Here is a 25749-nt window from a genome sequence, read left to right as displayed (position 1 = left end):
GCGCGCCCTAGTAGTCGTTGGCGCCGGCGCTCGCCATCCACTCGTCGCGGAACTCGGCGTAGCGACCCTCGATGATCGCCTGGCGGGCACGGCGCATGAGGTCGAGCAAGAAGTAGATGTTGTGCTGCGACAGCAGGATGCCGCCGAGCATCTCCTTCTGGGTGACCATGTGCCGGATGAGCGCGCGGCTGTAGCCCCCCGTGCACACCGGGCAGGTGCACTTCTCGTCGATGGGGCCCGCGTCGTGCGCGAAGCGGGCGTTGCGGAAGTTCAAACGGCCCTCGCTCGAGAACGCGGTACCCATGCGGCCGGTGCGCGTGGGCAGCACGCAGTCGAACATGTCGACGCCCATGCCGACGGCGCGGACGAGCGTGGTGGGGTTGCCCACGCCCATGAGGTAGCGCGGCTTGGTGCGCGGCATATGCTCGGAAACGAGCGGCTCGAGCGACTCGAACATGGTCTCGTGGTCCTCGCCAACCGAGTAGCCGCCGATGCCGTAGCCCGGGAAGTCTCCGCACTCCTCGAGGTGCTTGAGCGAGCGCAGGCGCAGGTCCAGGTGCATGCCGCCCTGGACGATACCGAAGAGCGCCTGGTCGTCGCGGGTATGCGCCTTATAGCAGCGCTCCGCCCACATGCTGGAGAGCTCGACGGCGCGCTCGACGTACTTGCGCGTGGCCGGATAGCCCGGGCACTGGTCGAGCTGCATGCAGATGTCGCTGCCCAGCTTCATGGCGATCTCCATGTTGTCCTCGGGCGTCCAGAAGACATGGGATCCGTCGTAGTCGGTGGCGATGAAGCGCACGCCCTCGTCGGTGAGCTTGACCGCGTCGTTATGGCTGAACACCTGGAATCCGCCCGAGTCCGTCAGGATGGGTCCGTGCCAGTTCATGAAGGCGTGCAGGCCGCCCATCTCCTGGACCAGGTCCGCGCCGGGACGCATGGCGAGGTGATAGGTGTTGGCGAGGACGATCTGGGCGCCCAGGTCCTTGACCGTCTCGGTGGGGATGCCCTTGACGTTCGCCTTGGTGCCGACCGGCATGAAGATCGGGGTCTCGATATCGCCGTGCGGCGTGTGCAGGATGCCCGCTCGCGCATGCGTCTTGGGGTCCTCGGCAACTATATCGTAGGTAAACAGCTTTTGGTCCATAGCGTCTTTCGTATACCTTCCTGCACGCGCCCGCCCGGCCGCCCATGTGCGGCATCCGACGAACGCGTAGCTCACTGCTCTGCTGGATTATTGTAAGGTCACGCGCGCACCGTAGCGGGAGCGCATCAATTCTTCCGATTTGTTTCGGTCATTCGCCAGCCGTGCACGCGGGCGTCATCGCGGGCATGTAACATACAGGAATGAACGACACGCGCCGCGCCTCCCCGCCGCGGCGATTTGGATAGGAGCAAGCGCATGGACGAGAAGCACGATACCGTCGAAGGCCACGACGAGACCGCCGTCGATGCCGCGGCAAACAAGTCCGCGGACGTCCCCGGCGATTCCAGCGTACACACCGCACTCGACGATGCATCCGACGCGACGTCCGGCAACGACGCCGCGGGCGATGGGGGCTCGGGCCAGACCCTTACCCCCACGTTCCTGACCCGGGAGGAATACGAGAAAGTCGGTGACGACCCCGCTCCGCTGCCCCGCGGCTTCGAGGTCATCGACGGCGGAACGAGCTCCTGGCCCGCATCGGCCTCGTTCAAGGCAGAAGACGCCGCGGCGCCCGGCGCACCGGAACCCGCGTTCGAGCCCGTTCGCGAGACCGCCGACGGCTCCGATGACGACTCGTCCACCGCGGATAACGCCGACGACGGTCCGAGCGCCGCTCAGGTCGTAGGCTCGTTCATCAGCGAGGGCGTCGGCGCCGTACGCGAGGTCAACGCCGCCAAGCGCGCCCATGCATCGGCCCGCGAGCACCTCGACTACCTCCAGCGAACCATCGAGGACCAGCAGGAGGAGCTCGCCCATCGCCGCGACATCATCTCGCGCTACGAGCTCATCATGGATGAACAGACCTCCCGGCAAGACGAGGCGCACACGCGCGTCGCCACCGCCCAGCAGCAGCAAGATGCCGCCCGCGCCCGCATCGAAGAGCTTAAAGAGCAGCTCCAGCGCATGCGCGACGACGATACCCAAGTCGAGAAGCGCCTGAAGGCCGCCGTGGAATCCGCCGAGGCGCGCGAGTCCTCCTCGCGCGAAGCCGGAGCGCGCATGCAGCGTCGCCTCGACGACGCCAAGCGCGCCCTGCAGGTCGCGCTCTCCGAAGAGGAGACGGCCATCGCCGCAGCCGAGCACGCCGTGAAGAGCGCAGCGGCCCGCCTCGATGCGCTCAACGAAGAGAAGCGCGAGCTGGAGCGCAACCCATCCGCCAACACCGCGGCCTATTCCGTCCGGTCCGGTGAGCTCGAGCTCGATATCTCCGACGCCTGCGCCCAACTGCGCGACGCCGAGAACGCCCTGCCAACAACCAGGGACGAGGTCGAACGCAGCGTCTCGCTCGCCCGCGCTGCGGTAGCCGAGGCCCAAGAGCCCATCGAAGCCGCCAAGCGCGCCCATGAAGCGGTAACCAACGAAGCAGACGAAGCGCGCGATGCGCTCGACAGCGCAAAGAACGAGGCGGCCGAGCGCCAGCGAGCGCTTCGCGACAACATCGCCGAGCAGGAGAAGGAAGTGAAGAAGCTCGACCGCCTCATCGACGACGCGCGGGCCGAGGCGAACGAGGCGCAGGCGGTCATGGACGAGGCCACCGAGATCCGCAACCATCCCGAGGTCATCGAATCGCTGGCCATCGACCTCGAGCGCAACCTCGCCGAGGGGCGCGAGCAAGCGCAGGAGGTCGAGCAGCTCGCCGCAACCGAGCGCGACGTGCGAGAGCGCACGCGCTCCTCGCGCCTGCGCTTCCTGGGCGCGCTCGGCATCGTCTTGATCGCTGTACTTATTGGTATCACGCTGTGGTTTGCGCTGAGCTAACGTCGAAACCGCACTACCCCTCGCTGTTGTAATGCGCCCGGGCCCGCACGCCCGGGCGCATTCGTTATCAAGGAGGATCTCGTGATATCGGAACGCATGCTCACCGGCGTCATACAGACGCTGGCAAAACACGAGCTCGCACTCGAACCGGCAACCGAAGCGCGGCTGCCCGCGCCTACGCCCGGCGCGCGCTACATGCTCTACATGCACATTCCTTTCTGCCAACGGCTCTGTCCATACTGCAGCTTCAACCGCTATCCCTTCCGTGAAGACATCGCGCGCCTACTTCGACCGCCTGCGCCGAGAGATGCGCATGCTCGAGGACCTTGGCTACGACTTCGAGAGCATCTATTGCGGCGGAGGCACGCCCACCATCCTCATCGATGAGCTCTGCCAGACCCTCGACCTCGCGCGCGACCTCTTTTCCATACAAGAGATAAGCTGCGAGACCAATCCCAACCACCTCGCCAAGCCATATCTCGATCAGATGGAAGGTCGCATCCAGCGCCTGTCGGTCGGAGTGCAGAGCTTCAACGACGACTTGCTACGGCAGATGGACCGGTACGAGAAATACGGCAGCGGCAGGGAGATCTTCGATCGCATCGGCGAGGCGGCGGCGCGCTTCGACATCCTCAACGTCGACATGATCTTCAACTTCCCTTCGCAGACCGAATCGGTCCTTCGGCGCGATATCGAGCTCATCAAGGAATGCGGTTGCCAGCAAACGACCTTCTCGCCCCTGTACTTCTCCCGCGCGACCACCAAGAAGATGCTCGACACCCTGGGAAGCCCCGACTACGAACGCGAGTATGCCTACTACCGGCTCCTCGATGCCGAGCTCGCAGATGGCGACGGCGCCGCGTTCGAACGGCGCACCGTCTGGACATTCAACCGCGCGGGATGCGGGTTCCATGCCTGCGGCGAGATACCGGTCGACGAATTCGGCGTCTCCTATGAGGAATACCCCGCCATCGGATCGGGCGCGGTCACGCATCTCGGCGGCACCATCTACGTCAACACATTCAGCCTGCGCGAATACAACGAAGCAATCGATGGCGGCCGCATGTCGCTCATGGGCAAGGCCGCGCTGAGCAAGCGCGACCTCATGCGCTATAGGTTCATGCAGGAGCTCTATGCGCTCAGGCTCGACAAGAAGCGCTTCGAGCACGATTTCGGCGTGAGCGTCGAACGCGGCCTTCCGGTCGAGATGGCATTCATGCGCGCAAACGGGGCCTTCGCAACCAATACCGCCGACGAGCTCACGCTCACCGCCAAAGGCCGCTACTACGCCCTCGTCATGCAGCGGCAATTCCTCTCAGGCCTTAACGAGCTACGAGACCAGGCGCGCGCCGCGCTCGTCGGCCCCGAACGAGAGTTGCTCTTCGGCGACGGCACGCGGGAATAGGACGCGCGGCGCGCCTAGAAAAACAGCGGGGAGCCCGTATTGGACCCTCCCCGCCGCGTCGCGCCGACCTGCAGCGCGCCTACCCTACCAGGCCGTACCTATCCATACGTCGAAGGAATGCGGCCATATCGCAGCGGGCGACTTCCTCCATGCCGCGGAACTCGCGCCTACCATCTGGCAACAACCAGCCTTCGGACACCTTGGAAGAGGCGAGCCAGGCAATATCCTGCGCGTGATCCGTCTGCGCGGTAACATCGGAGAATCCGGCATACGCCGCAGGAAGCGCCGCGCCGCTCGCCTTCGACCACGTGCTCAACCGATGCAGGAAGGCAGCCATATCTTGGCGCACGACCAAGTCAAAGGGACGGAACGTCCTGGATCCATCTGCTTCGCTCCAACCGGTCGATATGCCCGTCGCAGTCAGCCACCAAATCGCCTTGGCGTGCGGAGTGCCCGCATCGACATCGGCAAACGCGGCCCTATCCTGGGCTCCCGGCTCGAATTCGGGCTCGCCCGCCAGGCGATACAGGAACTGCGCCATATCGGCCCGGGCAACTTTGCCATACGGCTTGAAGGACCCATCGCTAAACCCCGTGGAGATGGACTCGCGTGCCATCCATACGATATCGTGCGCATGGGGCGTGGCGCTCGTCACATCCCAAAAACGCTTCGACACGGGACCGGGGTAGCTGCTCACGATGATGCCGGTATCCGGCATCTCGGAAATACCGATTGAAACCGTGGCAGACGAATCCCAGATGGTGGGGATGACCTTGCGCTCGATCGGCACCATTCCCGGGCCGCAGGCCTCTACGACCGCATCATGGACCAGGCCGTCAGGGACACCTGAATAGAGCAGCGGGGTCATCAGCTCGATGCAACCGAAATCGCGATGCACATACACGCCATCTACGAACAGGTGAAAGCCAATACCAAACCGGTCGCCGCCGTCTTCGATATTGCCCCCGCCGACGGGGACGGTGCTCAGGAACACGCGCGAACCACGCGGCACGTTGGCGCCGCTCAGCACCGCTCTTGCCGTGATCCCGGCCACCATGGACCCGCTCTCCGCATCGTATACGGGCACATCGATAGCGCGGTCCTTGCTCGTCACCACCGTGCCGCGCGTATCAAGGCCATGCGAGCACCCGGGTACCGACACGATCGCCCGCAGCTCCAGGATATTCTCGCCGGGCACATAGCGCACGGGTGCATCCAGATCGACCTCTTCGCACATGACGACGCTAGCCACCCCGTTGGTGGCAGAAACGAAGAAAACGTTGCGAATCCCGGCAAACGACCCGCCGCTCTCGGACGCGTAACGCCGTGCGAAATCACGAAGCCCTGCGATTTGTCCCGAGCAAGCGCCGTTGAACGTCTCGCCCTCCGCGATTTTCGCATACAGCCCCGTGGGCTGCGGCGAATCCAAGCTATGACCGTCCTCATCGACAACGACAAGCCGGAACAAGACGGACATCATGGTGGCGGACCGGTCGCCGGCTTCAAGAGGCGCCGCCGAGGGCTGATCGGCGAACGCCAGGGCGGCTGGCGCACCAACCCCCAGCGCCATCAAGCATGCCAAGCCCCCCGTTACCACAGCCCTTGCGCGCTTCCCAGTATTCATCATGCACTCCTCCAATCGCGCATCCCCATTGACAGAGCTATCATAGACCCTCATCGCGCGCCGCCTCAATACGCCCTGATCCGAACAGCACGATGAGGCCGCTTCCCGCGCCCGATGCGAAGGCAAAAACGGCGGCGCCGCATCTGCGACGCCGCCGCGTGACCTGTACTTTGGAATCCCCTCGAATCTCCTACCGCAGGTGCCGGTATGCGGTTATGCGAACGAGCCCGGATAGCACGCCTTCTTGCGGCCGCCCCCGATACGTCGCCGGGATGCTCACGAGGCGAGTCCGCTCGCCCTCAACTACTCGGCCTCGACCGCGCCATCGGCGGGCCCAAAAGCTGATATCTCTTCACTGCCCACCGGAATCACCTCCTGCGTCGGTCGCTTTCTTGGGGCGACTGTTTCTTTGCTCGCCCTCTTTATTCCCATATAGTGCTGGTATCTTCATTCGAAACCACATTCTCCGCAAGCGGTAGGTTTGTAACCGCAGACGGTTTTCCAATCAAAATGCGCCCCCATGTAAAGGCCTTTTGACAGACGGTAGCGACGCGCTCGCCTACCCTTAAGGCGATAGATACCACCCCAAAAGCAAAGGAGGACACCATGAAGGGATCGAAGGCAATCGGCTCGCGGATCCGCGTCCATCGCGAGGCACTCGGCATGTCCCAAGAAGAGCTCGCGTGCGCCTGCCATGTCTCCCGGCAAACCATCTCATCTTGGGAGAATGCGAAGACGCTTCCCGACATCCAAACCGTCGCCTCCCTCGCCAATATATTCGATATCGAACTCGAGGAGCTCGTTTCGGATGAAGAGGCGCGGGTCGCCAAGCGCATCTCTGCCGACCGTCGGGAACTCAAGCTGCTCTGGATCGTCCTGCTCGGCATCGCGATCCTCTATTTCCCCGTCGACAAACTGCTCGAAGACAAAACGTACCAGGGCAACCTCTCGCTCGTCATCATGCTGCTCTTTCTCGCGGCGCTCGCCGCCACCATAGGGCGCATCGCCTTCCTTACGCGCAAGCATCACCTCTCAAACGATGTCGAGGTCGGGGACTACATGCTGGGAGATATCAAGAAGGGCTCCGCTGACCGCGCGGACAGCAGTTTCGCGTCGTTCGTCAAACGCAACTACTTCATCATCTCGATCATCGTCGGCATGTTGTTCTGGTTCGTGCTCGACGTGGTCTTCGCGCTCAGCGAGTCGCTGCCGGCCACCATCGCCTTCGCCGTCCTCTGGATCGTACTCGAGATCCTGCTCGACCCATCCCATCCACTGAAAGAAGCCCTATCTAATAAAAAGCACCGGGAGTAAGTAGATTTCCATCATCCGCCAACGCAAAGGGCGCCGGCACCCCGCTGGGATGCCGGCGCCCTTTCGTTAGCACATAGGTGCCGATTATTCGATGAGCATCGCGTCGCCAAAGCTGAAGAAGCGATAACGCTCCTCCACCGCCGCCTCGTAGGCAGCCATGATCTGCTCGCGCGTCGCGAATGCCGAGACGAGCATCATGAGCGTCGAGCGCGGCACGTGGAAGTTGGTGATCATCGCGTCCACCACGTGGAAGGTGGAGCCGGGCATGAGGTAGAGGTTGGTCGTAGCGTCCTCGCGCACCGCGATATCGCCGTGGCCGCACACCGCAGCGGAATCGGCAGCTCCCTCAAAGCGAAGCGCCGTGACCGCGGGATCGGCCGCAGGGACATCGGGCTCCCACGAGCTTTCGAGCGAGCGCACCGCCGTGGTGCCCACCGCGATCACGCGATGGCCCGCAGCCTTCGCCGCGCGCGCCGCCTCAACGGTCGACGCGGGCACATGGTAGCGCTCGGTATGCATGACGTGCTCGGTGGGGTCGTCCTCCTCGACGAGACGGAAGGTATCGATACCCACCTCGAGCTCCACGGTCTCGAAGCGCACGCCCTTAGCCTCGATGCGCTCGATGAGCTCGGGCGTGAAGTGCAGGCCCGCCGTGGGCGCGGCGGCGCTGTGCTCCTCCTCCATGGCGTACACGGTCTGGTACTTCTCGGGATCGCCCTCGTAGTCGGTGATATAGGGCGGCAGCGGCACATGGCCGGCCGCATGGATGGCGCCGTCGAGCGTACGAGGAGTGCCGTCGACCTCCTCGCCCACCGGCTCGAAGCGCACCAGGCGACCGCCGCGGCTGTCGTCGACGAACTCCTCGATCGTCGCGCGCAACACCACCGGTGCGCCATCGGGCGCCAGCGCGCCGCCCGCGCGATACTCGATCACCGCGCCCGGTTTTAAACGCTTGCCGGGGTTTACCAGGCACTCCCACACGGCGCCCATGGGATCCACGTCCTCGCGGCGGTTGAGCAGCAGCGTCTCGGCCGTGCCGCCCGTGGGCTTCTTGCCGATAAGGCGCGCCGGCATGACGCGCGTTTTGTTGGCGACCAGCACATCGCCCGGCTCGAGGTAGTCGATGATGTCGCGGAAGATACGGTGCTCGACCGAACCGTCCTCGCGATGCAGCACGAGCAGGCGACACGAATCGCGGGGCTCCGCGGGCGCCTGGGCGATTAGCTCGTCGGGCAGGTTGTAATCGAAATCATCGGTACGCATATGCGCTCCTCGCGTTCAAACGTTCACTTCTCACGGCGCCCTATGATAGCGCGTCCGCCCGCGCACTCCCCGTATGCGCGGCGCATCTTCTCCGAACCGCTATGCCGACGTCTCGTCGCGGCGCGCACGGCGCTCGTCGCGCATGCGTGCGCGGTCGAGCACCGACTCGGCGGCGGAGAAGCGGCAGCCGCAATACTGCTGGCGATACATCCCCAGCTCGCGCGACCGACGCGTCGCCTCGGGATACCAGGGACGAAAGTCGCGTATCACCGGCATGAGGCCATGGGCGCGCGCCAGCTTCTCCAGCACCTCGTTACAGGTGTCGAACAGCTGATACGGGGATACGGCGAGCGTCGTGCCGATGTACTCGAAACCGCCCTCGCGCGCCACGCGGCACGCCTCGGCCAGGCGCAGCGCATAGCACGCGCGGCACCGACGCTCGCGATCGCGGGCGCCCACGGTCGCGACGCCGCGCTCCCAGCGCGCGAGGTCCTCCCGCGCCTCGATGAGGTCGATACCCACCTGGCCGCACCAGTGCCTCAGCTCCTCCAGCCGCCGGCGGCGCTCTGCGGCCGGCTGGATATTCGGATTGGTCCAGCAGATCGTGGGCTCGAAGCCCTCTTCGACCAGCAAGCGCACCGGCTCCAGCGAGCACGGCGCGCAGCACGCATGCAACAGCAGTCTCGTCATCAAGCAGCTCCTTCGCCACCATCGGCATCTTCATCGCGGCCATCTTCCCCGACCCCGTAAAACTGGACGCCCCACTCCGTGTCCTCGCAGTACGCGATCGCGGGGTCCGCCGCGATATGGGCCGCGTACGCCCAATCGCCCACGCAGCCCGAAAGGTGCAGTGCGACCACGACAAGCGTCCATAGCGGCCACGAGACCAGCGCCCCCGCGGCCACCAACGCCAACGTGACCACAAGCGTCGGGGCCAAGACGATAGCCAGGTACTGGCGGCGCGTGTACACGATGCCATCCGCGCAGGCGAACAGCATCCCGCATCTCCAATTGGCACCGAACGTGATGCGGGAGCCCTTGGGAGCGAACAGCTTGAACACCGCGGCGTGCACTGCCTCGTGAGCCACAAGCGATACGAGCACCCCCACCGCCAGGGCGAGCAGCCATCCGAGCTTCGATGGCGCGTGGACGGGTGAGGCCAGCTCGAACGCGGGAGCCGGGGATCCGGGGATCAGCGAGCATACCCCCCACACAGCGCAAACCGCGGCTGCAGCCAGCATCACCGCGAACGACGTCCGCGTGATGCGAGCCAGGAAGCCCTCATCCTCAAACGTATGTATGCCGTCGATTTTCTTCATGATGCAAGCATACCCATTCACCCCGCCCGATGTGCGATAATGTGACGTCATGCATACGAAAAGTAACGAAAAAGGAGCCGCACATGGCACACACCTATAGCCGTGAAGATCGTCCCGCCTGGCCGCGCCGCGCCGTGGTCACCGCGGGCATGCCCTATGGCAACAAGGGCCTGCACTTCGGCCACGTGGGCGGCGTCTTCGTCCCGGCGGACTTTTACGCCCGCTTCCTGCGCGACCGCCTGGGCCGCGAGAACGTGGTCTTCGTCTCCGGCACCGACTGCTACGGCTCCCCCATCATGGAGGGCTTCCGCAAGCTCCGCGAGGCCGACGGCTACGCCAAGCACATCTCCGACTACGTACGCGAGAACCACGATAGCCAGGAGACCGACCTCGCCAGCTTCGACGTGTCCTGCGACCTGTACGCCGGCAGCGCGCTCGAGCCCGCCGTGCACATCCACGAGCGCATGACCGCCGAGCTCGTCGAGCGCCTGCACGAGCAGGGCAAGCTCGCCAAGATGTCCACCAAGCAGTTCTACGACCCGAGCGCCGGGCAGTTCCTGAACGGCCGCCAGGTCCTCGGCCGCTGCCCCATCCAGGGCTGCAAGTCCGAGAAGGCCTACGCCGACGAATGCGACCTGGGCCATCAGTTCGAGCCCGAAGAGCTCATTGCCCCCAAGAGCGCTCTCACCGGTGAAACGCCCGAGCTCGTCCCGGTCGACAACCTCTACTTCGACCTGCCCTCCTACACCGAGTACATACGGGAGCACACCGAGCGACTTGCCGCCGATCCCACCGTGCGCTCCGTGGTATCCAAGACCATGCAGGAATGGCTCGACGCTCCGCGCCTGTTCATCCAGATCAAGTTCCGCGATGAATTCGAGGTCGTCCGCGGCGAGCTGCCCGCGCACGAGGTCATCGAGGCCGAGGGCAACAAGGGCTCCTTCACGGTGGTCTTCCCCACCTGGCGCGAGCGCGACGAGGCCCACGAGGTCCTCAACCGAGCCGGCGTGCGCTTCCGCTCCGGCAAGGCGCTCGTGCCGTTCCGTATCTCGGGCAACGTCGAGTGGGGCGTGCCCCTGCCCGAGGTCGAGGGCTGCCGCGACCTCACGGCCTGGGTCTGGCCCGAGAGCCTGTGGGCGCCCATCAGCTTCACCCGCGCCGTGCTCGCACGCGATGCCGCCAAGCTCGAGGCCGCGGGCACGCCAGCATCCGAGCTCGCCCCGACCGCCGTCGCCGACGCCGAGCTCGTGGGCGAAGCCCCTGCCATGATCATGGACGAGCCTGCTTACACGCATGCCAGCCTCGACTGGCGCGACTGGTGGGCGAGCGAGGACGCACGCGCCTACCAGTTCATCGGCCAGGACAACATCTACTTCTACTGCATCGCGCAGTCCGGCATGTGGGAGGCGCTCGACTGGAACATGCAGCAGTCCTGCGTCGCCGCCAACTACCACATCCTCTACATGGGCAAGAAGGCCAGCTCCAGCTCCCAGACCCCGCCGCCCCTGGCGCACGAGATGCTCGACCACTACACGCCCGAGCAGCTGCGCGCCCACTGGCTGTCGCTCGGCCTGGGCGAGAAGCCCGTCAGCTTCTCCCCGAAGGCCTTCGACCTGCGCGAGACCGGCAAGGACAGCCAAGGCAACCCCGTGCTCGCCCGCGACGACAAGCGCGTGATCGACCCCGCCCTCAAGGAGGGCGCGCTGCTCACCGGCGTCTTCAACCGCCTGGCCCGCTCCTGCTTCTACGGCGTCGCCCCCAAGGACGGCGACGAGGCCGCATACCGCACCGGATGCATCCCCGCAGGCGCCCCGGGCGCCGCGGTCATCGATGAGACCGAACAGGCCGTCCTCGCCTTCGAGCAGGCCATGCACACTTTCGAGCTGCACCATGCCCTGGGCGTATGCGATGAGTTCCTGCGCTCCGCGAACAAGCGCTGGAGCGACGCCTCCAAGGCTGCGAAGAACGCCTCCGACGACGCCGCCATGGCTCAGGCGCTCGTCGATGCGTTCCACCAGCTACGCGTCGCCACCGTCCTCATGCACGGCATCGTTCCCGCAGGCTGCGAGAAGATCTGCGAGCACTTCGCCATCGAGCCCGCGACCTTCTTCTCGTGGAATCATATCTTCGAGACGAACGACGAGCTCGTCGTCTCGCTCGGCGAGCATCCGGGCGAGCACGCCATCAAAGCGCTGCCCCCGCGCTTCGACTTCTTCGCGAAGCACCCGAGCCAGTTTTAAGGTCTGATCAGCCGGGCCGCGCGGCCCCGATGGTTCATCCTCATTTTTGAAAGGTTCTCTGATGACGATTTGTATTCGACCGACGGTGCCCGCCGATGTTGATGCGGCCGAACAGGTGCTGAACGATGGCAAAGCCTCGCTTGCCGCCATGGATATCCCCCAATGGCAGGAGGAGTATCCCAACCACATCGACATCGAGGCCGATATGGCCGAGGGCGCGTCCTACGTCGCCATCGATGAGGATGGAACGATCCTGGGCATCATGGCGCTTTCCTTTAACGGAGAGCACACCTACGACAAGATCGACGGCGCCTGGCTCACCCAGTCCAGCTCCGCCAACCCCTCGTACGCCGTCATCCATCGCTGCGCGATCAGCAAGGCTGCGGCGCGCCGCGGCATCATGACCGAGATGTTCGAGGAGGGCGAGCGCATCGCTCGCGATCGCGGGGCCGCGAGCATTCGCATCGACACGCATGAGCGCAACATCCCCGTGCAGGGCCTCGTGGGCAAGCTCGGCTACGAACGCTGCGGCGTCATCACGCTCGGCCACACCGGCCAGTACGATCCGCTGCGCATCGCGTTCGAAAAGGTCCTGGTCTAACGATGGCGCGCTCCCGCATCCAGGCATACCTCGACCTTGCGCCGGCGCTGCGCTGTCCGCTCTGCGGATCGGCCCTGCACGCCGAAGGCGGCTCCCTCGCCTGCAGCCGCGCGCACCGCTTCGATATCTCCGCCAAGGGCTTTTTGACGCTGGTGCCCAACGTCGCCCCGCTCAAGGGCTACGATGCGGCATTTTTCGAAAGCCGCGCGCGTATCATGGATGCGGGCTTTTACCATCATGTGCTCGATGCCATCTTGCAGGAGCTTCCTTATCTGGCAGCCGGCTCGACCGTGGTCGACGCCGGCTGCGGTGAAGGCTATTACGCCAAATCGATTCGGCAGCGCACCGGCTGCCGCACCATCGGTATCGATTATTCCAAAGACGCCATCCGCATCGCCGCACGCGGAGGCAACGCCGTCCATTGGCTCGTGGCCGACCTCGCGCACATGCCGCTTGCCGCGAACACCGCCGCCTGCATCATCAATGTCTTCACGCCCGCCAACTACCAGGAGTTCCAGCGTGTCCTCGCACCCGGCGGCACCCTCGTGAAAGTGGTGCCCGGCTCGCGTCACATGCAGGAGCTCCGTGCGCTCACCGGCAAGCCCTCGATTGACAATGCATACTCAAACGAGCCCATCGTCTCGCACCTCGAGCGCCACGCCGAAATCCTAGCGCGCACGCGAGCAGCGCAGACCCTGCCGGTCGACGGCGAGCAAGCCCGCGACCTCGTTCGCATGAGCCCCGTCACCTTCGGATGCAACGCAAACGAACTCGAAATCGGGCGGCTCACGCAGATAACGGTAGATGCCGAAGTGCTGGTAGCGCGATTCGACGACAGCAAGGTCTAGCGCTTGCCGTGGCTGTTTCGCCAGATCTCCCGACCCAGTCCCAACGCCAAAAACAGCGCGCTGGCGTACCCGAAGAACCCAATGACGGGGATGCCGAAGATAACCGGCTCGATCTTAGCGAAGTACACGACCGACGAACCGATGAAGAGACCGGCGATTACGATGGCCATAGACATGCGGTCGACGATGCCTCCGATATGCCTCAGCACCTCCTCGGACCCCATGACCTGCGTGTTCACCTTAAGCTGGCCGCGCGTGAGCATATGCGCCGCCAGCCCGAGATGCTCAGCCGCCTCAAGCGACCCCCTTGCCGCGCGCAGGCTGCTTCCTTGCAATTCGCGCATCATCTCTTCCAGGCGCGCAAAGGAGCTCTTCTCGTGGGCGATATGCGACGAGATGATCTCTATCATGTTGATATCGGGCATGTATTCCGAAAGAAGCCCCTCGAGCGTCACCATGCCCCGCGCAAACATCGTCACCACGCTGGGGAGCTCCACATCGTTCTTGCGAGCAAGGTTGACCAGCGATGTGAGAAACTCTCCGATGTCCAGATCCTTCAAATCGAGCCCGGCGAAATCGGCGACGATGTAGTCGAGGTCGCTGAGGAAGGACGCGTGGTCAAGCGAATCGGAATCGCCGCGCGACACCGCGAAGCGCATCAGTGAATCCTTAAGCTTGGAGACATCGCCCTCGGCCACCGAGTAGATGATGTCCTTCACGATGAGGCGATCGTGGTTCGACATCCTGCCCACCATGCCCAGGTCGATAAAAAAGATAACGTTGTCCTTCACGATGATGTTGCCCGCATGGGGATCAGCATGAAAGAAGCCGTCGTCGAGCACCTGCGTCGAATAGTCCTCGACGATGCGCGCACCCAGCTGCTTCAAATCGTAGCCGGCGCGCACCAGCCCCTCCGGATCGGCAATGGAGACACCCTCGATGTAGTCCATAACGACCACGTGCTCGGTACACAGGCCCAGATACGGGCGCGGGCACGCTATGCCCTTCGTATCCTTGTGAAACGTATGGAAGTCCTCAAGGTTTCGCGCCTCCATGAGGAAGTTCGTCTCCTCCCGGAAGGACTGCCACAGCTCCTCGACCACGTCATGCAGATCCACGAACTGGTCCGTTTTCACGAAACGAGATGCCATGCGCACCAAGGAGCGCATGATATCGATATCCTGCGCCATGATCTGCTGCGCACCGGGGCGCTGGACCTTTACCGCCACCTCCTCGCCCGTCTTCAGGCGCGCGCGATGCACCTGGGCGAGCGAGGCGCTGCCCAGCGGCTCTTCATCAACCCATTCGAACACGTCCTCCATCGGACGTCGATATTCCGCTTTCAAGCAGTCGCGCACCGTCCCGAACGGAACGGGGTCGACATCGGTGCGCAGCTTTCGCAGCTCGTCGCAGAAGCGCTGGGGCAAGATCTCCGACCTGTTGGCCAAGATCTGCCCCATCTTCACAAACATGGGGCCGAGCTCCTCGAGCAGGCAGCGTAGGCGAACCGGAGTAATATCGTTCCAGACCTCGTATTTTCGTAGCAACTTGATGATCTGGCCGATACGCCAGCGCCGTCCTGCCGACGTGAGCTGGTACTTCTCGCCAGGAGCTACAACGGCAGGCTCATCTGGAAACTCGTCTACCGCGCGCTCACGATGACGAGAAACACCCGATGCGTCCATCGATGGGGCACCAGGGCGCGGGGAATCTCCAAAACCCCTTGTGTCCCAGCGGCTGTTGTCGTTTTCACTCGCTGCCATGAAATATCTACTCGCCCTTCTCCTCGGTCTCGGCCACATCAGCCCCATCGACCGACTCTACGGGCACGTTAACGGTCTCGCTCTCGACAGCGGTGACCAGGTCGCCCACATGCACGAGAAACGCTGCGCGACTTGGGGAATCGAGCATGCGCAGACGCGCGACGATCAGCTCGTCGAGCACGCGTTCGGCAACCGTCTCGCCCTCGGCGCTAAAGCGTTCGGTGGTTTCGGTGAATACGCCGCCGGCGCGCTCGAACACGTCCGACATCGAACGAGCGAAATCACCCGAAGTCGCATCGGTGCGCACTTCAGCACCCTTCGCGTTGAAGTCCTCGAGCATCTCCCGGCTCTTTTCTGCGGCCGTTGCCGCCATCCCGAAGCCGACGTTAATCATGCCGTTGACCAGTTCCTCGAACTTGGTTGCCATCATGGCCTCCCATCCTAGGCGGTTCGCGGAGCCGCCGCTCGCTGTTGTAATAAGCTTCTACCCCGTAGCAGATGCCCCAAACGATTCGATGCCGCCGCTGTTAATTGTCAGACATCGCAAAGGCGTTTTTCATCGCGCAGCTCGTCGTGTAGAGCACCTTCGCCAGCAGGTCCTCGGTCTCCAAGCGTACAGCTGACACCAATTCCGCATTCGCCCGCGCAAGGTATGCCGGCGCCTCGTCAGGACCCAGGTCGCGCGCTACGGCGTCGGTCTTGCGCAAGAAGGCATGGCCCATTCCGCCGACCTTTTGCTGATAGCGCTCGATATGCGCGGCGTTATCGCGGAAGCGCGCATCCGCCAGCGCGGCCACGATGCGATTCGTCCAGTAGAAGCTATCGGTCGTGACGCGATCGGTCGTATTCGAAAGATACTCCGGCATTTCGTCGACGTTTGCGTAAAGCGGAACCAACGCGTTGAACGGGTTGGAACCAAACGCCATCCACTGGATCGCACGATATGCGCGATCCGCGTACGGACGCAGCTGAAGGACCGCAAGCTGGCCGTTGCGGTTGATGCCGATAGGCCTATACAGCCCGCGCGACGCGTCATCGCCCTTCCTACCATAGGGGTCGTACGGGGTTCCCTGATAGTGAGCCGAGAGAACATATTTAACGTCTTCGATCGTCACCTTGCGCTCGGGTACGCGGGCCCAGGGAATATCGTCTGATTCGGGACCCCACGTCGCCATAGGACCTTCCCACTCGTCACGGGGATTCAGGCACCGCTGCATATACCAGGCACGCGGCGTGTTGTATACATGATCGCTATCCGAATGCGAACCGAACGCATCGCGAGGATTGAAGATATCCTGTGCGCGATCAAGATCGATCTCGATTATATCAACGCCATCGTCGGCGTCATCGTCGCATGCTCCATCGCACTCATCGTCGATGGCATATTCGAGGTCACCGCTCATGTAGTAGTCGGCGTCGCGCATCGTCAGGTCGAGGTGGTTCTCCTCCATCCATACGCGCAGGTCGTCGCTGGCCATATGCTCCAGCTGCTCGCCCTCGGCATCTGCCAAGTCGAACCAGTCGATACCGAGCTGGTTGGGCATCGTCACGTAGGCATCGTCGGGAACGCGCTTGGCGATCCAATGATGTCCGCCGATCGTCTCCATCCACCAGATCTCGTCGAGATCGGAGAATGCGATACCGTTCATCTCGTACGTACCATAACGCTCGAGAAGCGCTCCCAGGCGCTCCACGCCCTCGCGCGCCGAATGGATATAAGGTAAGACGAGGGTAACGAAATCCTCCTCACCCAAGCCTCCGGGAACCTCGGGGGCATAGCTCGCGTCGCCGGCAACCCCTTGCGGAGGAGTGTATACGACCAAGGGGTCCGCCCCCAGCACGCGATCGTTGCTGGTGATGGTTTCAGTCGCGCTCATGCCCACGTTGCACTCGTTGAAACCTGCAGCGGCCCACACGCCATGACCTGGAAGAGCATCGGGGACCGACGTATAGCGCATGGGCTCCTCGGGAAGCTCGACCGTCAGATGGGATTCCGAACTCACGTACGTCCGCGGCTGATCGCTGGGCATAACAACCTGCATGCGCTTGGGCTCGAACTGCCCGCCCGGAGAGTCCTCGTTGCGGGCAACGATTGTCGACCCATCATAACTCGCCAGCTTGCCTACAAGAATAGTCGTACAGGCCATGGTGCCTCCCTAGTAGTTGTGCGCGCGTGCGCATGCCCATTTTGCACAGTGTAGCGCTCAAGAATTAAGCGCGCTATAGCAGCAGGGCGCCCCAAAGGGCGCCCCGCACGCATTCGTATATGCTTAGCCGATCTTGCGAACATTCATAGCCTGGGTCTCACCGGGCTTCTTGCCCGGTCCGACCTCATACTCCACGCGATCGCCCTCGTCGAGCGACTTGAACCCATCCATCTGGATAGCGCTGAAGTGAACGAACACATCCGAATGCGAGCCCTCCGGAGCATCGTCAGGGGTGATGAAGCCAAACCCCTTTTCACGGAAGAACGATTTCTTAAGAGTACCGGTTGCCATGCTATCCCTTTCTTCCCGCCCTTGCGAGCATCGTCAGCGCGCGAAATAACCGTGCTGCGCGCTGGGTGTAATAGTACCCCTCATCGATGGCCCGTCCGCCCACAAATACGATGTCGCAAAAGAGCGCCCCGCGTGCCAGCCGTATCGGCACGAGGGACGCTCACGGTAACAAAACGGAAACACGAGCTAGAGAGCTCGCCCCAGCTGCAGACGGGCGGCCTGAACGATGTTGCTCATCAACATGGCACGGGTCATAGGACCGACACCGCCGGGAACGGGGGTAATAGCCCCTGCAACGCGTGCAGCGGAATCAAAATCCACATCGCCGCAGAGCTTGCCGTTTTCATCGCGATCCATGCCCACATCGATGACGACGGCACCCGGCTTCAACCAGTCGCCTTGAACCATCTTGGGAATACCGCATGCCACCACCAGCACATCTGCCGTACGGCATACATCTGCGATATCACGTGTACGCGAATGGGCGACCGAAATCGTCGCATCGCGTTCCAGCAGCATAAATGCCATAGGCTTTCCAACAATCGAAGAACGGCCGACAATCACAGCGTTCTTGCCCGAAAGCTCGATACCGTATTCGTCAAGCATCGCCATGATACCCGCGGGCGTACACGGACGAAGACCGGGAAGGCCCCGAACAAGACAGCCGAGGCTTTCGGGATGAAACCCATCGACGTCCTTATCGGGCGAAATGGCCGCAATGACCTTCTCGGCATCCAGATGCGCAGGCAAGGGCATCTGGACGAGAATACCCGTAACAACCGGGTCGGCATTCAGGTGCTCGACCAGATTCATAAGGTCATCCTGAGAGGTGGCGGAAGGGAGCTTGTAATCTTGCGATGCTATGCCGCACTCCTCGCAGTCCTTAAGCTTAGAGCGAACGTAGGTGGCGGAAGCCTGATCATCGCCAACAAGCACGACCGCCAGATGGGGATGAACGCCGTGCTCAACAAGCTCGGACACATCTATTGCCGCTTGCTCGCGCACGCGAGCAGCCAGTCGCTTTCCGTCAATTATCGTCGTCACGTATAAAACTCCTCAAGGATGAAACAAACGGATTAGAAGAGACCCGAAATCACGCCGTTATCGTCGACATCGATATGCTCCGCCGCGGGAACCTTAGGCAATCCGGGCATCGTCAAGATATTGCCGGTCAGCGCGACGACGAAGTGGGCGCCAGCACTCACCTTCAGCTCGCGAACCGTGATACGGAAATTCTCGGGAGCACCCAAAGCGGTCGCCCGGTCGCTGAATGAGTACTGGGTCTTCGCAACGCATACCGGCAGGTTGCCAAAGCCGTTCTCGCGAAGCTCGGCAAGCTGGCGCTTCGCTGCGGGCGAGAAGTCAACGCCGTCAGCATGGTAGACCCTGGTCGCAATTGCCTCGAGCGCATCGGCAACATCGGCTCCGTCAGGATAGCAGTAATTGAACTCATGCGGCTCCTCGACCAAGCGAAGCACTTCGTCGGCAAGGTCGAGCGCGCCCTCGCCGCCCTTGGCCCAAACCTCGGAAAGACGCACGTTGACGCCAAGTTTCTCGCACTCGGAAGCAATCAGGTCGAGCTCGGCCTGGGTATCGCTCGGGAAACGATTGATGGCGACGACGCACGGCAGACCGAAGACATCCTGAATATTCGCAACATGCCTCAACAGGTTGGGCATACCCGCCTTCAGGGCCTCGAGGTTCTCGTTATTCAGCTCAGCCTTCGCAACGCCGCCGTTGTACTTCAACGCGCGCGCGGTGGCGACGACCACGACCGCATCGGGGCGCAGGCCCGTCATGCGACACTTGATATCAAGGAACTTCTCCGCACCGAGGTCGGCGCCAAAACCAGCCTCCGTGATGGCGATATCACCGAAGCGCATCGCCATGCGCGTAGCCATGATGGAGTTGCAGCCGTGGGCGATGTTCGCAAACGGGCCGCCGTGCACGAACGCAGGAGTATGCTCGAGCGTCTGAACCAGATTCGGCTTCAACGCGTCCTTAAGCAGGGCTGCCATGGCGCCCTGCGCATTCAACTGGCTCGCACGGACCGGCTCGCCACTGTACGAATAACCAACGACAATCTCGCCCAAGCGGTTCTTCAAGTCAGTGATGGAGGTAGACAGGCAGAGGATCGCCATCACCTCGGATGCGACCGTAATATCAAAACCATCTTCACGTGGAACACCCTGCGCCTTGCCCCCGATGCCGTCGATGATATGGCGGAGCTGTCGGTCATTCATATCGACCGCGCGCTTCCAGGTAATGCGCTTCACATCGATGCCAAGAGCGTTGCCCTGCTGAATATGATTGTCGATCATAGCGGCGAGCAGATTGTTAGCCGCTCCGATAGCATGAAAGTCGCCCGTGAAATGAAGATTGATATCCTCCATCGGGACCACCTGGGCATAGCCGCCGCCGGCGGCACCGCCCTTCACGCCAAATACCGGGCCGAGCGAGGGTTCACGCAACGCAACGGCGCTCTTCACGCCACGGCGACGCAGGGCATCGGCAAGTCCGATCGTGGTAGTGGTCTTACCCTCTCCAGCGGGAGTCGGATTAATGGCCGTTACCAGTACGAGCTTCGCCTTATGATCCGTCTCCTCGTTCAGCAGGGAATAATCGACCTTCGCCTTATCGAAGCCATACGGAATGAGGTGGGACTCGTCCACGCCGGCCTCTTTTGCAACCTCGAGAATGGGAAGGGGCTTCACGGAATGGGCGATCTCAATGTCTGACAGCATGATGTTCCTTCCTGAAAAGGGGATTACCAACTCATACAGAATAGCGCGAAACGCTTACGCGTGGGCGGGAGGCTCTAGACGAAGGTGCTCGAATGCGGTAAGCGTGGCAACGCGCCCCTGAGGCGTTCGCACGATCAATCCGCGCTGCAACAAATATGGCTCGTATACATCCTCAAGTGTTGAAGGGTCTTCGCCCACAGCGCTTGCCAACGTACTCAATCCAACCGCCCTACCGCGAAACGTCTTGCACAGCGTTTCCAAGATCCTGATGTCCATCCAATCCAAGCCAAGCTCATCGATTTCGAAAAACGAAAGCGCCTCTCGCGCGATGCTGATTTCAATAGGACCAGACCCTCGAACTTGAGCGTAGTCTCGCACTCGCTTGAGCAAGCGATTCGCAAGGCGAGGCGTACCTCGAGAGCGCGAGGCAACCTCAAGAGCGGAATCGTGGTCGATCGATACGCCCAATATAGAAGCCGAACGCTCAACGATGGTCGCAAGCTCTTCGATCGAGTAGTAATCAAGCCTGAAGGAAATGCCAAAACGGTCGCGCAATGGACCTGTGAGCATTCCCGACCGCGTGGTGGCGCCAACCAAGGTAAACCTCGGCACATCAAGGCGAATCGAACGAGCAGCCGGACCTTTGCCGATGACGATATCAAGGGCAAAGTCCTCCATCGCAGGATACAGAATCTCCTCCACGGAACGATTCAACCTGTGAATCTCGTCGATAAATAGCACGTCTCCCGGTTGAAGATTCGTAAGTATAGCGGCGAGGTCTCCAGTGCGCTCTATCGCCGGACCAGATGTCGTCTTGATCTGCGCGCCCAACTCATTCGCAACCACAGTGGCCAGCGTCGTCTTTCCCAAACCCGGCGGGCCCGAAAAGATCACATGGTCAAGGCTCTCACCCCTGTTTTGCGCTGCCTGAATAAGGATTTTTAGACTCTGTTTTATATGTTCCTGGCCGCAGTAATCTTCCAACCTCTGTGGTCGAAGCGTTCGCTCCACATCAAGATCGGCCGCTGTCAAATCACCCGTTACAAACCTTCCAGCTTCCGGTGAAGGACCTGTAGGCAGGCCCGAAGCATCATCCCAAAGATCCCTACCCGCATCTGCTTCCCACATCATGCGTCCATTCCTAGTCGCTTCAGAGCAGAGCCCAGCAACACCTCGACCCGCTGTCCGGTGTCATCAAGCCCCTCCAACGCCAACTCTGCCTCTTGTGAGCTAAAGCCCATTGACAATAGCGCCATTCTGGCATCATCCATATTCGTTGAAAGCTTGGGAGCCGCGCTCGCTGCGGCATGCGGCTCGACATCGGGAACCGACCACAGTGAGGCATCTTTTTCAAACACGCTCTTGAGCTCAAGGATCAGGCGTTGCGCGGTCTTTTTTCCAACACCGGATACCGACGACATCCCCTTGTCATCCTCAGCCATAACCATGGTGTACACCTGACTGGGACTAAATTTCGACAGGATCGAAAGCGCGAGCCTCGGTCCGACCCCGCTAACCGCAATAAGCCTGTCAAACATCAATCGCTCTTCGGTATGCGCGAATCCAAAGAGCGTCATCGAGTCCTCCCGCACCTGGAGCCTCGTATGTAAAACGCATTCATGCCCAAGCGTTGGCAGCTGCGCTGCCGTGGTATGCGAGATGCCGACCTCGAATCCAACGCCGCCGACATCGACAAGCGCCGAACTTGGCGTCGCCTCGACCAAAACGCCCCTCAACATCGAAATCATAAACGCGGCCGCTCCTTTCCCTTCATCAATATGCGCCGTTGCTCAATGCGGCAGTACGCCTCAAGTGCGCATGGCAGATAGCGCATGCAAGAGCATCTGCAGCGTGGTCCGGCCGTGGATCGTGATCGAGCTGCAGCAAGCGCCTCACCATAAAGATGACTTGATCTTTGTCTGCGGACCCTGTTCCCACGACTGCCTGCTTGATCTGCATAGGGGTATATTCACCGATCTCAACGCCGCACAAAGCGCAGGCAACGAGGGCAGCCCCCCTGGCGTGAGCCGTAGGAATCGCAGAGCGCACGTTCGCTCCAAAGTAAATACCCTCGACAGCTGCTTCAGTAGGGCGATAGCGATCAACCACACGATGCAACTCGTCCGCGATACGGCACAAGCGAGCGGCAAGATCGTTTCCAGCGGACGTTTGAATACAGCCATAGGCTCGGCAACGAACTTGGCCCTTGCGTTCTTCTATGACGCCCCATCCGGTATTGGCCAAACCTGGATCGATACCCAAGACGATCATATCCACCTCCGCTCATACTCGAACATCTGTTCTACTATATCATGAGCCGGCAAGTTGGTCATGCGAATGTTTAGTTCACGGAAAAGAACGGACCGCCCATACGAAATCCCGGAGGAACTGCCTCTTCACTCGAAAGATCAATACCAGGGGCATCATCTTCCAGATATCTTGGAGAGGACTCGTTGCCAAGATCGACAGATTCCCCCTTCGTGGCTTCGTCGGATTCTAGAGAAGAGTCCTGCCCGTCGTCGGGCTTCATCTGGTGCAGTCCTAAAAACTGGCCGATGAGCCCCGCGATTTCCTGACGCGCCCGCTGGCCCGCGTCCTCAAGCCGGCGCTCCTCACGCTCCATCTCATAATCAACAAGCCCCTTGACGGCATCGGGCCGCACCCCCTCAGCCGGCTCAAGCCAATTCATGGACAGAGGCCATGTTCGCGCCGCAAGGGGCGACGAAGAAACGCATGGAAACGCGGGCATTCGACGACACAAGGAAGCTCCGCTTTGCACCAAGAAGCACAGAGCCCGCATAAGCTCGGGGAACATCTGGCCGACGCCCGTCAGAGCGCCCGGCTTCCCCTGGGCAATATGTTCCTTCAGAAATGTGTCAAGGGTGTCGGCATCAAGATTGTGGGCAGAATCCTCCAAAACCGAAAGCAGGTCGCCATGCACCGAGTGAATTCGCCGCAATGAAGTTAGAGCACGATCGACCGCGCTGACAGCAGTCCGATTAATGGCGTCCATCGAAACAGCTTCGACCGGCACGACCTCAGAAACACGATTTCGATACTCGACCAGAGGTGCGAGCTCAGATAAATACAAATCGCCAAACGGAGCGAATGCGAAATGCAACTCAAATTCACGAGCTCCGCCCAACGCGTAATCAGTTTTCGTATATGAGGACAGCACCACGGCATTCAGGCGCGACGCATATGATTCGAGCACTAGGTACCTATACAATGATCCAAGATCGCAATCCGTAAGTTCAAATTCGCGGTAAAGCCCTTGCAGCGAATCGGGAACAGAGTGCTCCACATAGCGAATGTGGAGCGTATCCGCTTCAGCACGAGCATTGGTAAAGGCTGTAGCCTCCTCTTGCATCGCCTTGGCCGTAGCTTGACCGTAGGTCGGAAAGGCAAGGGCAACGACACGCCTAGAACCCAGCGCATCGGCGGCAAGCGCCGCCACCAAAGCACTCGATACCGATCCATCAAGTTCAACGAGAACCGTTCGAGCATCGAAAGACTCAACGAAATCCGTAACACTGCGGCGCAACGCACCCCACAAAAGCTCGGAAGACGAAATGCTCTCCAGAGCATTTGAAGTAGAAGGCTTCTCGCCGGAGATTTTACCGAAATCGCAGACCAAAAGATCCTGCTCGAAAAGTGCGGCAGAAGCAATGATATTCGCCGAATCATCAAGTACAAATGAGCCGCCGACATACAGGTCGCTATCATAGAGACCTACCGGAGCCATACATGCAATCCAAATGCGATGCTGTTCGGCAAGATTACGATATTGGGAGATACATGAACCCGCACCCAAGGTAGCGCTGAGCTCATCCACAGAGAAAGGAGATAGCTGAAAGTAGAGGCATGCGTCGGTGCCCGGGGGCAGCAATTCAATGTCGCGATTGAGATCGAATGAAAGCGCGATTCGGAGGCCATCAAGATCGAAGCAGATGGGCGCCCAGGGATCCGCTGACTCATCCATCTTCATGCGGGATTGAGAGGCCAGAAGCCGGAGTGGAATCACACGTCCGTTTCGAAGATAAAACGTTTCGAATAAGACCCCCTCCCCATAAGCAACGGGAGCGGGAACAAGGGCAGCATGAACCCCCGACGCCTGAACATCGGAGGACAAAGAGTGTAGCGCGTCAACAAGGCGCGTCTGGTACGCCGAACTCCCAGCAAAGGTGCCAGGCTGGGACCCACATATAAGTGGTGCGGGAAATGCGATCAGATCGGCACCGCGAGACTCGGCCATATGGAGCTGAGAACGAGCGCGCATCTGAAAGGCCTCAAGATCCCCAATCGGAAGATGAATTTGAGAAAGCGCGACCTTCATGAATCCCCTTTAGCACGACTATAAACCGTCATTATCATACAACGTTGTGCTGAAAAGCATAAAGAAGGGGGCTTAAAACCCCCTTCTAAATGTCTATAACAATATACAAAAACGATTCTAAAACGATGCCTTCCACAAACCATGAAGGTTGCAATATGCATATACCGTTCCGGACTTAACGCCGCCCGCAAAGAAGGTGGTAGGCGTCTGTCCGGGCTTCAGATAATGGAATTCCAGACGGTCACCAGACTCAAGCGCGACCCACTCGATATAGTGCTCGGCCGTCATCGGATGCTCGACCTCGCCAATAGTCACGTGAATAATGTGGCCATCGCGCTGCAGCTCAATAGAAGGAACATGCTTCTCAACAGCAGCGTCAACAGAATTCGCCTCAACAAGTTCGTAGCCAGCAGGCGCAGCAGAGTCATTCGACAAACTTGTCAGGAAGGAACCGTCAGCAATGCACTTAAAAAACTGAGCCATAAGGAGCCTCCTATACATGAGTTAATAACGTTGAAAAGTATGCCCACTTATATTGTTTTCAGACGCTGCTCGCAGTATCGACACGAAGCCGGCAATCACTCCTGGCTATTCGCAACATCCAAAGGATTCAGCTTGACCGCAAAGCACAACCATCAAAGCAATGAGATCAAAGAAAAGGGACAGCAACGCCTGCCCGCAAGAATGGTCCTGATATACACGAAAAAAGATGCGCTTGAAACCCTATAGCCAAGAACCGTGCTCGATAGCCGCTCGCCCCGCCGGGCCCCTTAAACGAAGGAAGGGGCCCTCCCCCGCGGGAGGACCCCTTCCATGCACCGAAGTGCCG

The 25749-nt window shown here is 61.1% G+C and carries 22 protein-coding genes; 6 read left to right on the top strand and 16 right to left on the bottom strand.

The annotated features are described in order from the left end of the window. Positions 1–7: 7 nt before the first annotated feature. A complete protein-coding gene (tgt, locus tag E4J93_RS02665; RefSeq protein WP_147587946.1) occupies positions 8–1147 on the bottom strand; it encodes a tRNA guanosine(34) transglycosylase Tgt in 1140 nt (379 codons plus the stop codon). Between the two features lie 255 nt (positions 1148–1402). Between tgt and E4J93_RS02660 the strand changes: the two genes are divergently transcribed. Continuing rightward, on the top strand, positions 1403–2965 hold the full coding sequence (locus tag E4J93_RS02660; protein ID WP_147587945.1) for a hypothetical protein: 1563 nt from the start codon (positions 1403–1405) through the stop codon (positions 2963–2965). Positions 2966–3221: 256 nt separating this feature from the next. Continuing rightward, a complete protein-coding gene (locus tag E4J93_RS02655) occupies positions 3222–4370 on the top strand; it encodes a coproporphyrinogen III oxidase family protein (RefSeq protein WP_255431901.1) in 1149 nt (382 codons plus the stop codon). A gap of 79 nt (positions 4371–4449) precedes the next feature. Here the strand turns inward: E4J93_RS02655 and E4J93_RS02650 are convergent, their stop codons facing one another. Beyond that, the gene (locus E4J93_RS02650; protein WP_187231580.1) at positions 4450–5940 is read right to left on the bottom strand and encodes an S-layer homology domain-containing protein; all 1491 of its coding nucleotides are present in this window, start codon (positions 5938–5940) and stop codon (positions 4450–4452) included. Between the two features lie 660 nt (positions 5941–6600). Between E4J93_RS02650 and E4J93_RS02645 the strand changes: the two genes are divergently transcribed. After that, positions 6601–7308, top strand: coding sequence for a helix-turn-helix domain-containing protein (locus tag E4J93_RS02645; protein ID WP_147587943.1), 708 nt, complete (start codon positions 6601–6603; stop codon positions 7306–7308). Positions 7309–7392: 84 nt separating this feature from the next. Here E4J93_RS02645 and queA read toward each other — a convergent pair whose 3' ends face one another. The 3 genes from queA to E4J93_RS02630 all read right to left on the bottom strand — a co-directional run bounded on the left by queA (position 7393) and on the right by E4J93_RS02630 (position 9890). Further along, entirely contained in the window at positions 7393–8571 is a 1179-nt protein-coding gene (queA, locus tag E4J93_RS02640; RefSeq protein ID WP_147587942.1) for a tRNA preQ1(34) S-adenosylmethionine ribosyltransferase-isomerase QueA, read from the bottom strand. A gap of 99 nt (positions 8572–8670) precedes the next feature. Continuing rightward, positions 8671–9261 carry an epoxyqueuosine reductase QueH gene (locus E4J93_RS02635; protein ID WP_147587941.1) on the bottom strand — a complete coding sequence of 197 codons (591 nt, stop codon included), beginning with the start codon at positions 9259–9261 and terminating at the stop codon, positions 8671–8673. Then, positions 9261–9890: a DUF3267 domain-containing protein gene (locus tag E4J93_RS02630; RefSeq protein ID WP_187231579.1), complete on the bottom strand. Its 630-nt coding sequence runs from the start codon at positions 9888–9890 to the stop codon at positions 9261–9263. The genes E4J93_RS02635 and E4J93_RS02630 overlap by 1 nt, the downstream gene beginning before the upstream one ends. An 83-nt stretch (positions 9891–9973) precedes the next feature. Between E4J93_RS02630 and E4J93_RS02625 the strand changes: the two genes are divergently transcribed. The 3 genes from E4J93_RS02625 to E4J93_RS02615 all read left to right on the top strand — a co-directional run bounded on the left by E4J93_RS02625 (position 9974) and on the right by E4J93_RS02615 (position 13579). Continuing rightward, a complete protein-coding gene (locus E4J93_RS02625) occupies positions 9974–12130 on the top strand; it encodes a class I tRNA ligase family protein (protein ID WP_147587939.1) in 2157 nt (718 codons plus the stop codon). Positions 12131–12191: 61 nt separating this feature from the next. After that, positions 12192–12731 (top strand): GNAT family N-acetyltransferase, encoded by a 540-nt coding sequence (locus tag E4J93_RS02620; protein WP_147587938.1) that lies wholly within the window; start codon positions 12192–12194, stop codon positions 12729–12731. A gap of 2 nt (positions 12732–12733) precedes the next feature. After that, entirely contained in the window at positions 12734–13579 is an 846-nt protein-coding gene (locus tag E4J93_RS02615) for a methyltransferase domain-containing protein (protein ID WP_147587937.1), read from the top strand. Here the strand turns inward: E4J93_RS02615 and E4J93_RS02610 are convergent. The 11 genes from E4J93_RS02610 to E4J93_RS02560 all read right to left on the bottom strand — a co-directional run bounded on the left by E4J93_RS02610 (position 13576) and on the right by E4J93_RS02560 (position 25403). Continuing rightward, positions 13576–15264, bottom strand: a complete 1689-nt coding sequence (locus E4J93_RS02610; protein WP_255431882.1) for an AarF/ABC1/UbiB kinase family protein — start codon at positions 15262–15264, stop codon at positions 13576–13578. The two genes, E4J93_RS02615 and E4J93_RS02610, sit on opposite strands and share 4 nt — an antisense overlap. A gap of 85 nt (positions 15265–15349) precedes the next feature. Continuing rightward, entirely contained in the window at positions 15350–15772 is a 423-nt protein-coding gene (locus tag E4J93_RS02605) for a hypothetical protein (protein WP_255431881.1), read from the bottom strand. A gap of 97 nt (positions 15773–15869) precedes the next feature. Then, complete coding sequence (locus E4J93_RS02600) at positions 15870–17489, bottom strand: C69 family dipeptidase (RefSeq protein ID WP_147587935.1); 1620 nt, start codon at positions 17487–17489, stop codon at positions 15870–15872. A 123-nt stretch (positions 17490–17612) separates the two neighbouring features. Beyond that, complete coding sequence (locus E4J93_RS02595) at positions 17613–17840, bottom strand: cold-shock protein (RefSeq protein WP_147587934.1); 228 nt, start codon at positions 17838–17840, stop codon at positions 17613–17615. 186 nt (positions 17841–18026) lie between these two features. Beyond that, positions 18027–18884, bottom strand: coding sequence for a bifunctional methylenetetrahydrofolate dehydrogenase/methenyltetrahydrofolate cyclohydrolase FolD (folD, locus tag E4J93_RS02590; protein WP_147587933.1), 858 nt, complete (start codon positions 18882–18884; stop codon positions 18027–18029). A gap of 32 nt (positions 18885–18916) precedes the next feature. Next, complete coding sequence (locus E4J93_RS02585) at positions 18917–20584, bottom strand: formate--tetrahydrofolate ligase (RefSeq protein WP_147587932.1); 1668 nt, start codon at positions 20582–20584, stop codon at positions 18917–18919. 54 nt (positions 20585–20638) lie between these two features. Next, the gene (ruvB, locus tag E4J93_RS02580) at positions 20639–21712 is read right to left on the bottom strand and encodes a Holliday junction branch migration DNA helicase RuvB (protein ID WP_147588128.1); all 1074 of its coding nucleotides are present in this window, start codon (positions 21710–21712) and stop codon (positions 20639–20641) included. After that, complete coding sequence (ruvA, locus tag E4J93_RS02575) at positions 21712–22332, bottom strand: Holliday junction branch migration protein RuvA (protein WP_147587931.1); 621 nt, start codon at positions 22330–22332, stop codon at positions 21712–21714. The genes ruvB and ruvA overlap by 1 nt, the downstream gene beginning before the upstream one ends. Positions 22333–22357: 25 nt before the next feature. Continuing rightward, positions 22358–22855: a crossover junction endodeoxyribonuclease RuvC gene (gene ruvC / locus E4J93_RS02570; RefSeq protein ID WP_147587930.1), complete on the bottom strand. Its 498-nt coding sequence runs from the start codon at positions 22853–22855 to the stop codon at positions 22358–22360. A gap of 70 nt (positions 22856–22925) precedes the next feature. Continuing rightward, positions 22926–24920, bottom strand: coding sequence for a hypothetical protein (locus E4J93_RS02565; RefSeq protein WP_147587929.1), 1995 nt, complete (start codon positions 24918–24920; stop codon positions 22926–22928). Between the two features lie 117 nt (positions 24921–25037). Continuing rightward, a complete protein-coding gene (locus tag E4J93_RS02560; protein WP_147587928.1) occupies positions 25038–25403 on the bottom strand; it encodes a desulfoferrodoxin family protein in 366 nt (121 codons plus the stop codon). Positions 25404–25749 lie beyond the last annotated feature (346 nt).

Origin of the sequence: Collinsella sp. BA40, from assembly GCF_008014645.1 — a bacterium.
Lineage (GTDB): Bacteria > Actinomycetota > Coriobacteriia > Coriobacteriales > Coriobacteriaceae > Collinsella.
This window is presented reverse-complemented; position numbering and strand designations above follow the sequence as displayed.

Coding starts and splice junctions, on each gene's coding strand:
- E4J93_RS02610 (WP_255431882.1), bottom strand. CDS start 15,264: ATGGACGCATCGGGTGTTTCTCGTCATCGTGAGCGCGCGGTAGACGAG.
- E4J93_RS02620 (WP_147587938.1), top strand. CDS start 12,192: ATGACGATTTGTATTCGACCGACGGTGCCCGCCGATGTTGATGCGGCC.
- E4J93_RS02635 (WP_147587941.1), bottom strand. CDS start 9,261: ATGACGAGACTGCTGTTGCATGCGTGCTGCGCGCCGTGCTCGCTGGAG.
- E4J93_RS02595 (WP_147587934.1), bottom strand. CDS start 17,840: ATGGCAACCGGTACTCTTAAGAAATCGTTCTTCCGTGAAAAGGGGTTT.
- queA (WP_147587942.1), bottom strand. CDS start 8,571: ATGCGTACCGATGATTTCGATTACAACCTGCCCGACGAGCTAATCGCC.
- E4J93_RS02605 (WP_255431881.1), bottom strand. CDS start 15,772: ATGATGGCAACCAAGTTCGAGGAACTGGTCAACGGCATGATTAACGTC.
- E4J93_RS02615 (WP_147587937.1), top strand. CDS start 12,734: ATGGCGCGCTCCCGCATCCAGGCATACCTCGACCTTGCGCCGGCGCTG.
- E4J93_RS02585 (WP_147587932.1), bottom strand. CDS start 20,584: ATGCTGTCAGACATTGAGATCGCCCATTCCGTGAAGCCCCTTCCCATT.
- E4J93_RS02565 (WP_147587929.1), bottom strand. CDS start 24,920: ATGAAGGTCGCGCTTTCTCAAATTCATCTTCCGATTGGGGATCTTGAG.
- ruvB (WP_147588128.1), bottom strand. CDS start 21,712: ATGTGGGAAGCAGATGCGGGTAGGGATCTTTGGGATGATGCTTCGGGC.
- E4J93_RS02645 (WP_147587943.1), top strand. CDS start 6,601: ATGAAGGGATCGAAGGCAATCGGCTCGCGGATCCGCGTCCATCGCGAG.
- E4J93_RS02660 (WP_147587945.1), top strand. CDS start 1,403: ATGGACGAGAAGCACGATACCGTCGAAGGCCACGACGAGACCGCCGTC.
- tgt (WP_147587946.1), bottom strand. CDS start 1,147: ATGGACCAAAAGCTGTTTACCTACGATATAGTTGCCGAGGACCCCAAG.
- ruvA (WP_147587931.1), bottom strand. CDS start 22,332: ATGATTTCGATGTTGAGGGGCGTTTTGGTCGAGGCGACGCCAAGTTCG.
- E4J93_RS02600 (WP_147587935.1), bottom strand. CDS start 17,489: ATGGCCTGTACGACTATTCTTGTAGGCAAGCTGGCGAGTTATGATGGG.
- E4J93_RS02560 (WP_147587928.1), bottom strand. CDS start 25,403: ATGGCTCAGTTTTTTAAGTGCATTGCTGACGGTTCCTTCCTGACAAGT.
- ruvC (WP_147587930.1), bottom strand. CDS start 22,855: ATGATCGTCTTGGGTATCGATCCAGGTTTGGCCAATACCGGATGGGGC.
- E4J93_RS02630 (WP_187231579.1), bottom strand. CDS start 9,890: ATGAAGAAAATCGACGGCATACATACGTTTGAGGATGAGGGCTTCCTG.
- E4J93_RS02625 (WP_147587939.1), top strand. CDS start 9,974: ATGGCACACACCTATAGCCGTGAAGATCGTCCCGCCTGGCCGCGCCGC.
- E4J93_RS02650 (WP_187231580.1), bottom strand. CDS start 5,940: ATGGCGCTGGGGGTTGGTGCGCCAGCCGCCCTGGCGTTCGCCGATCAG.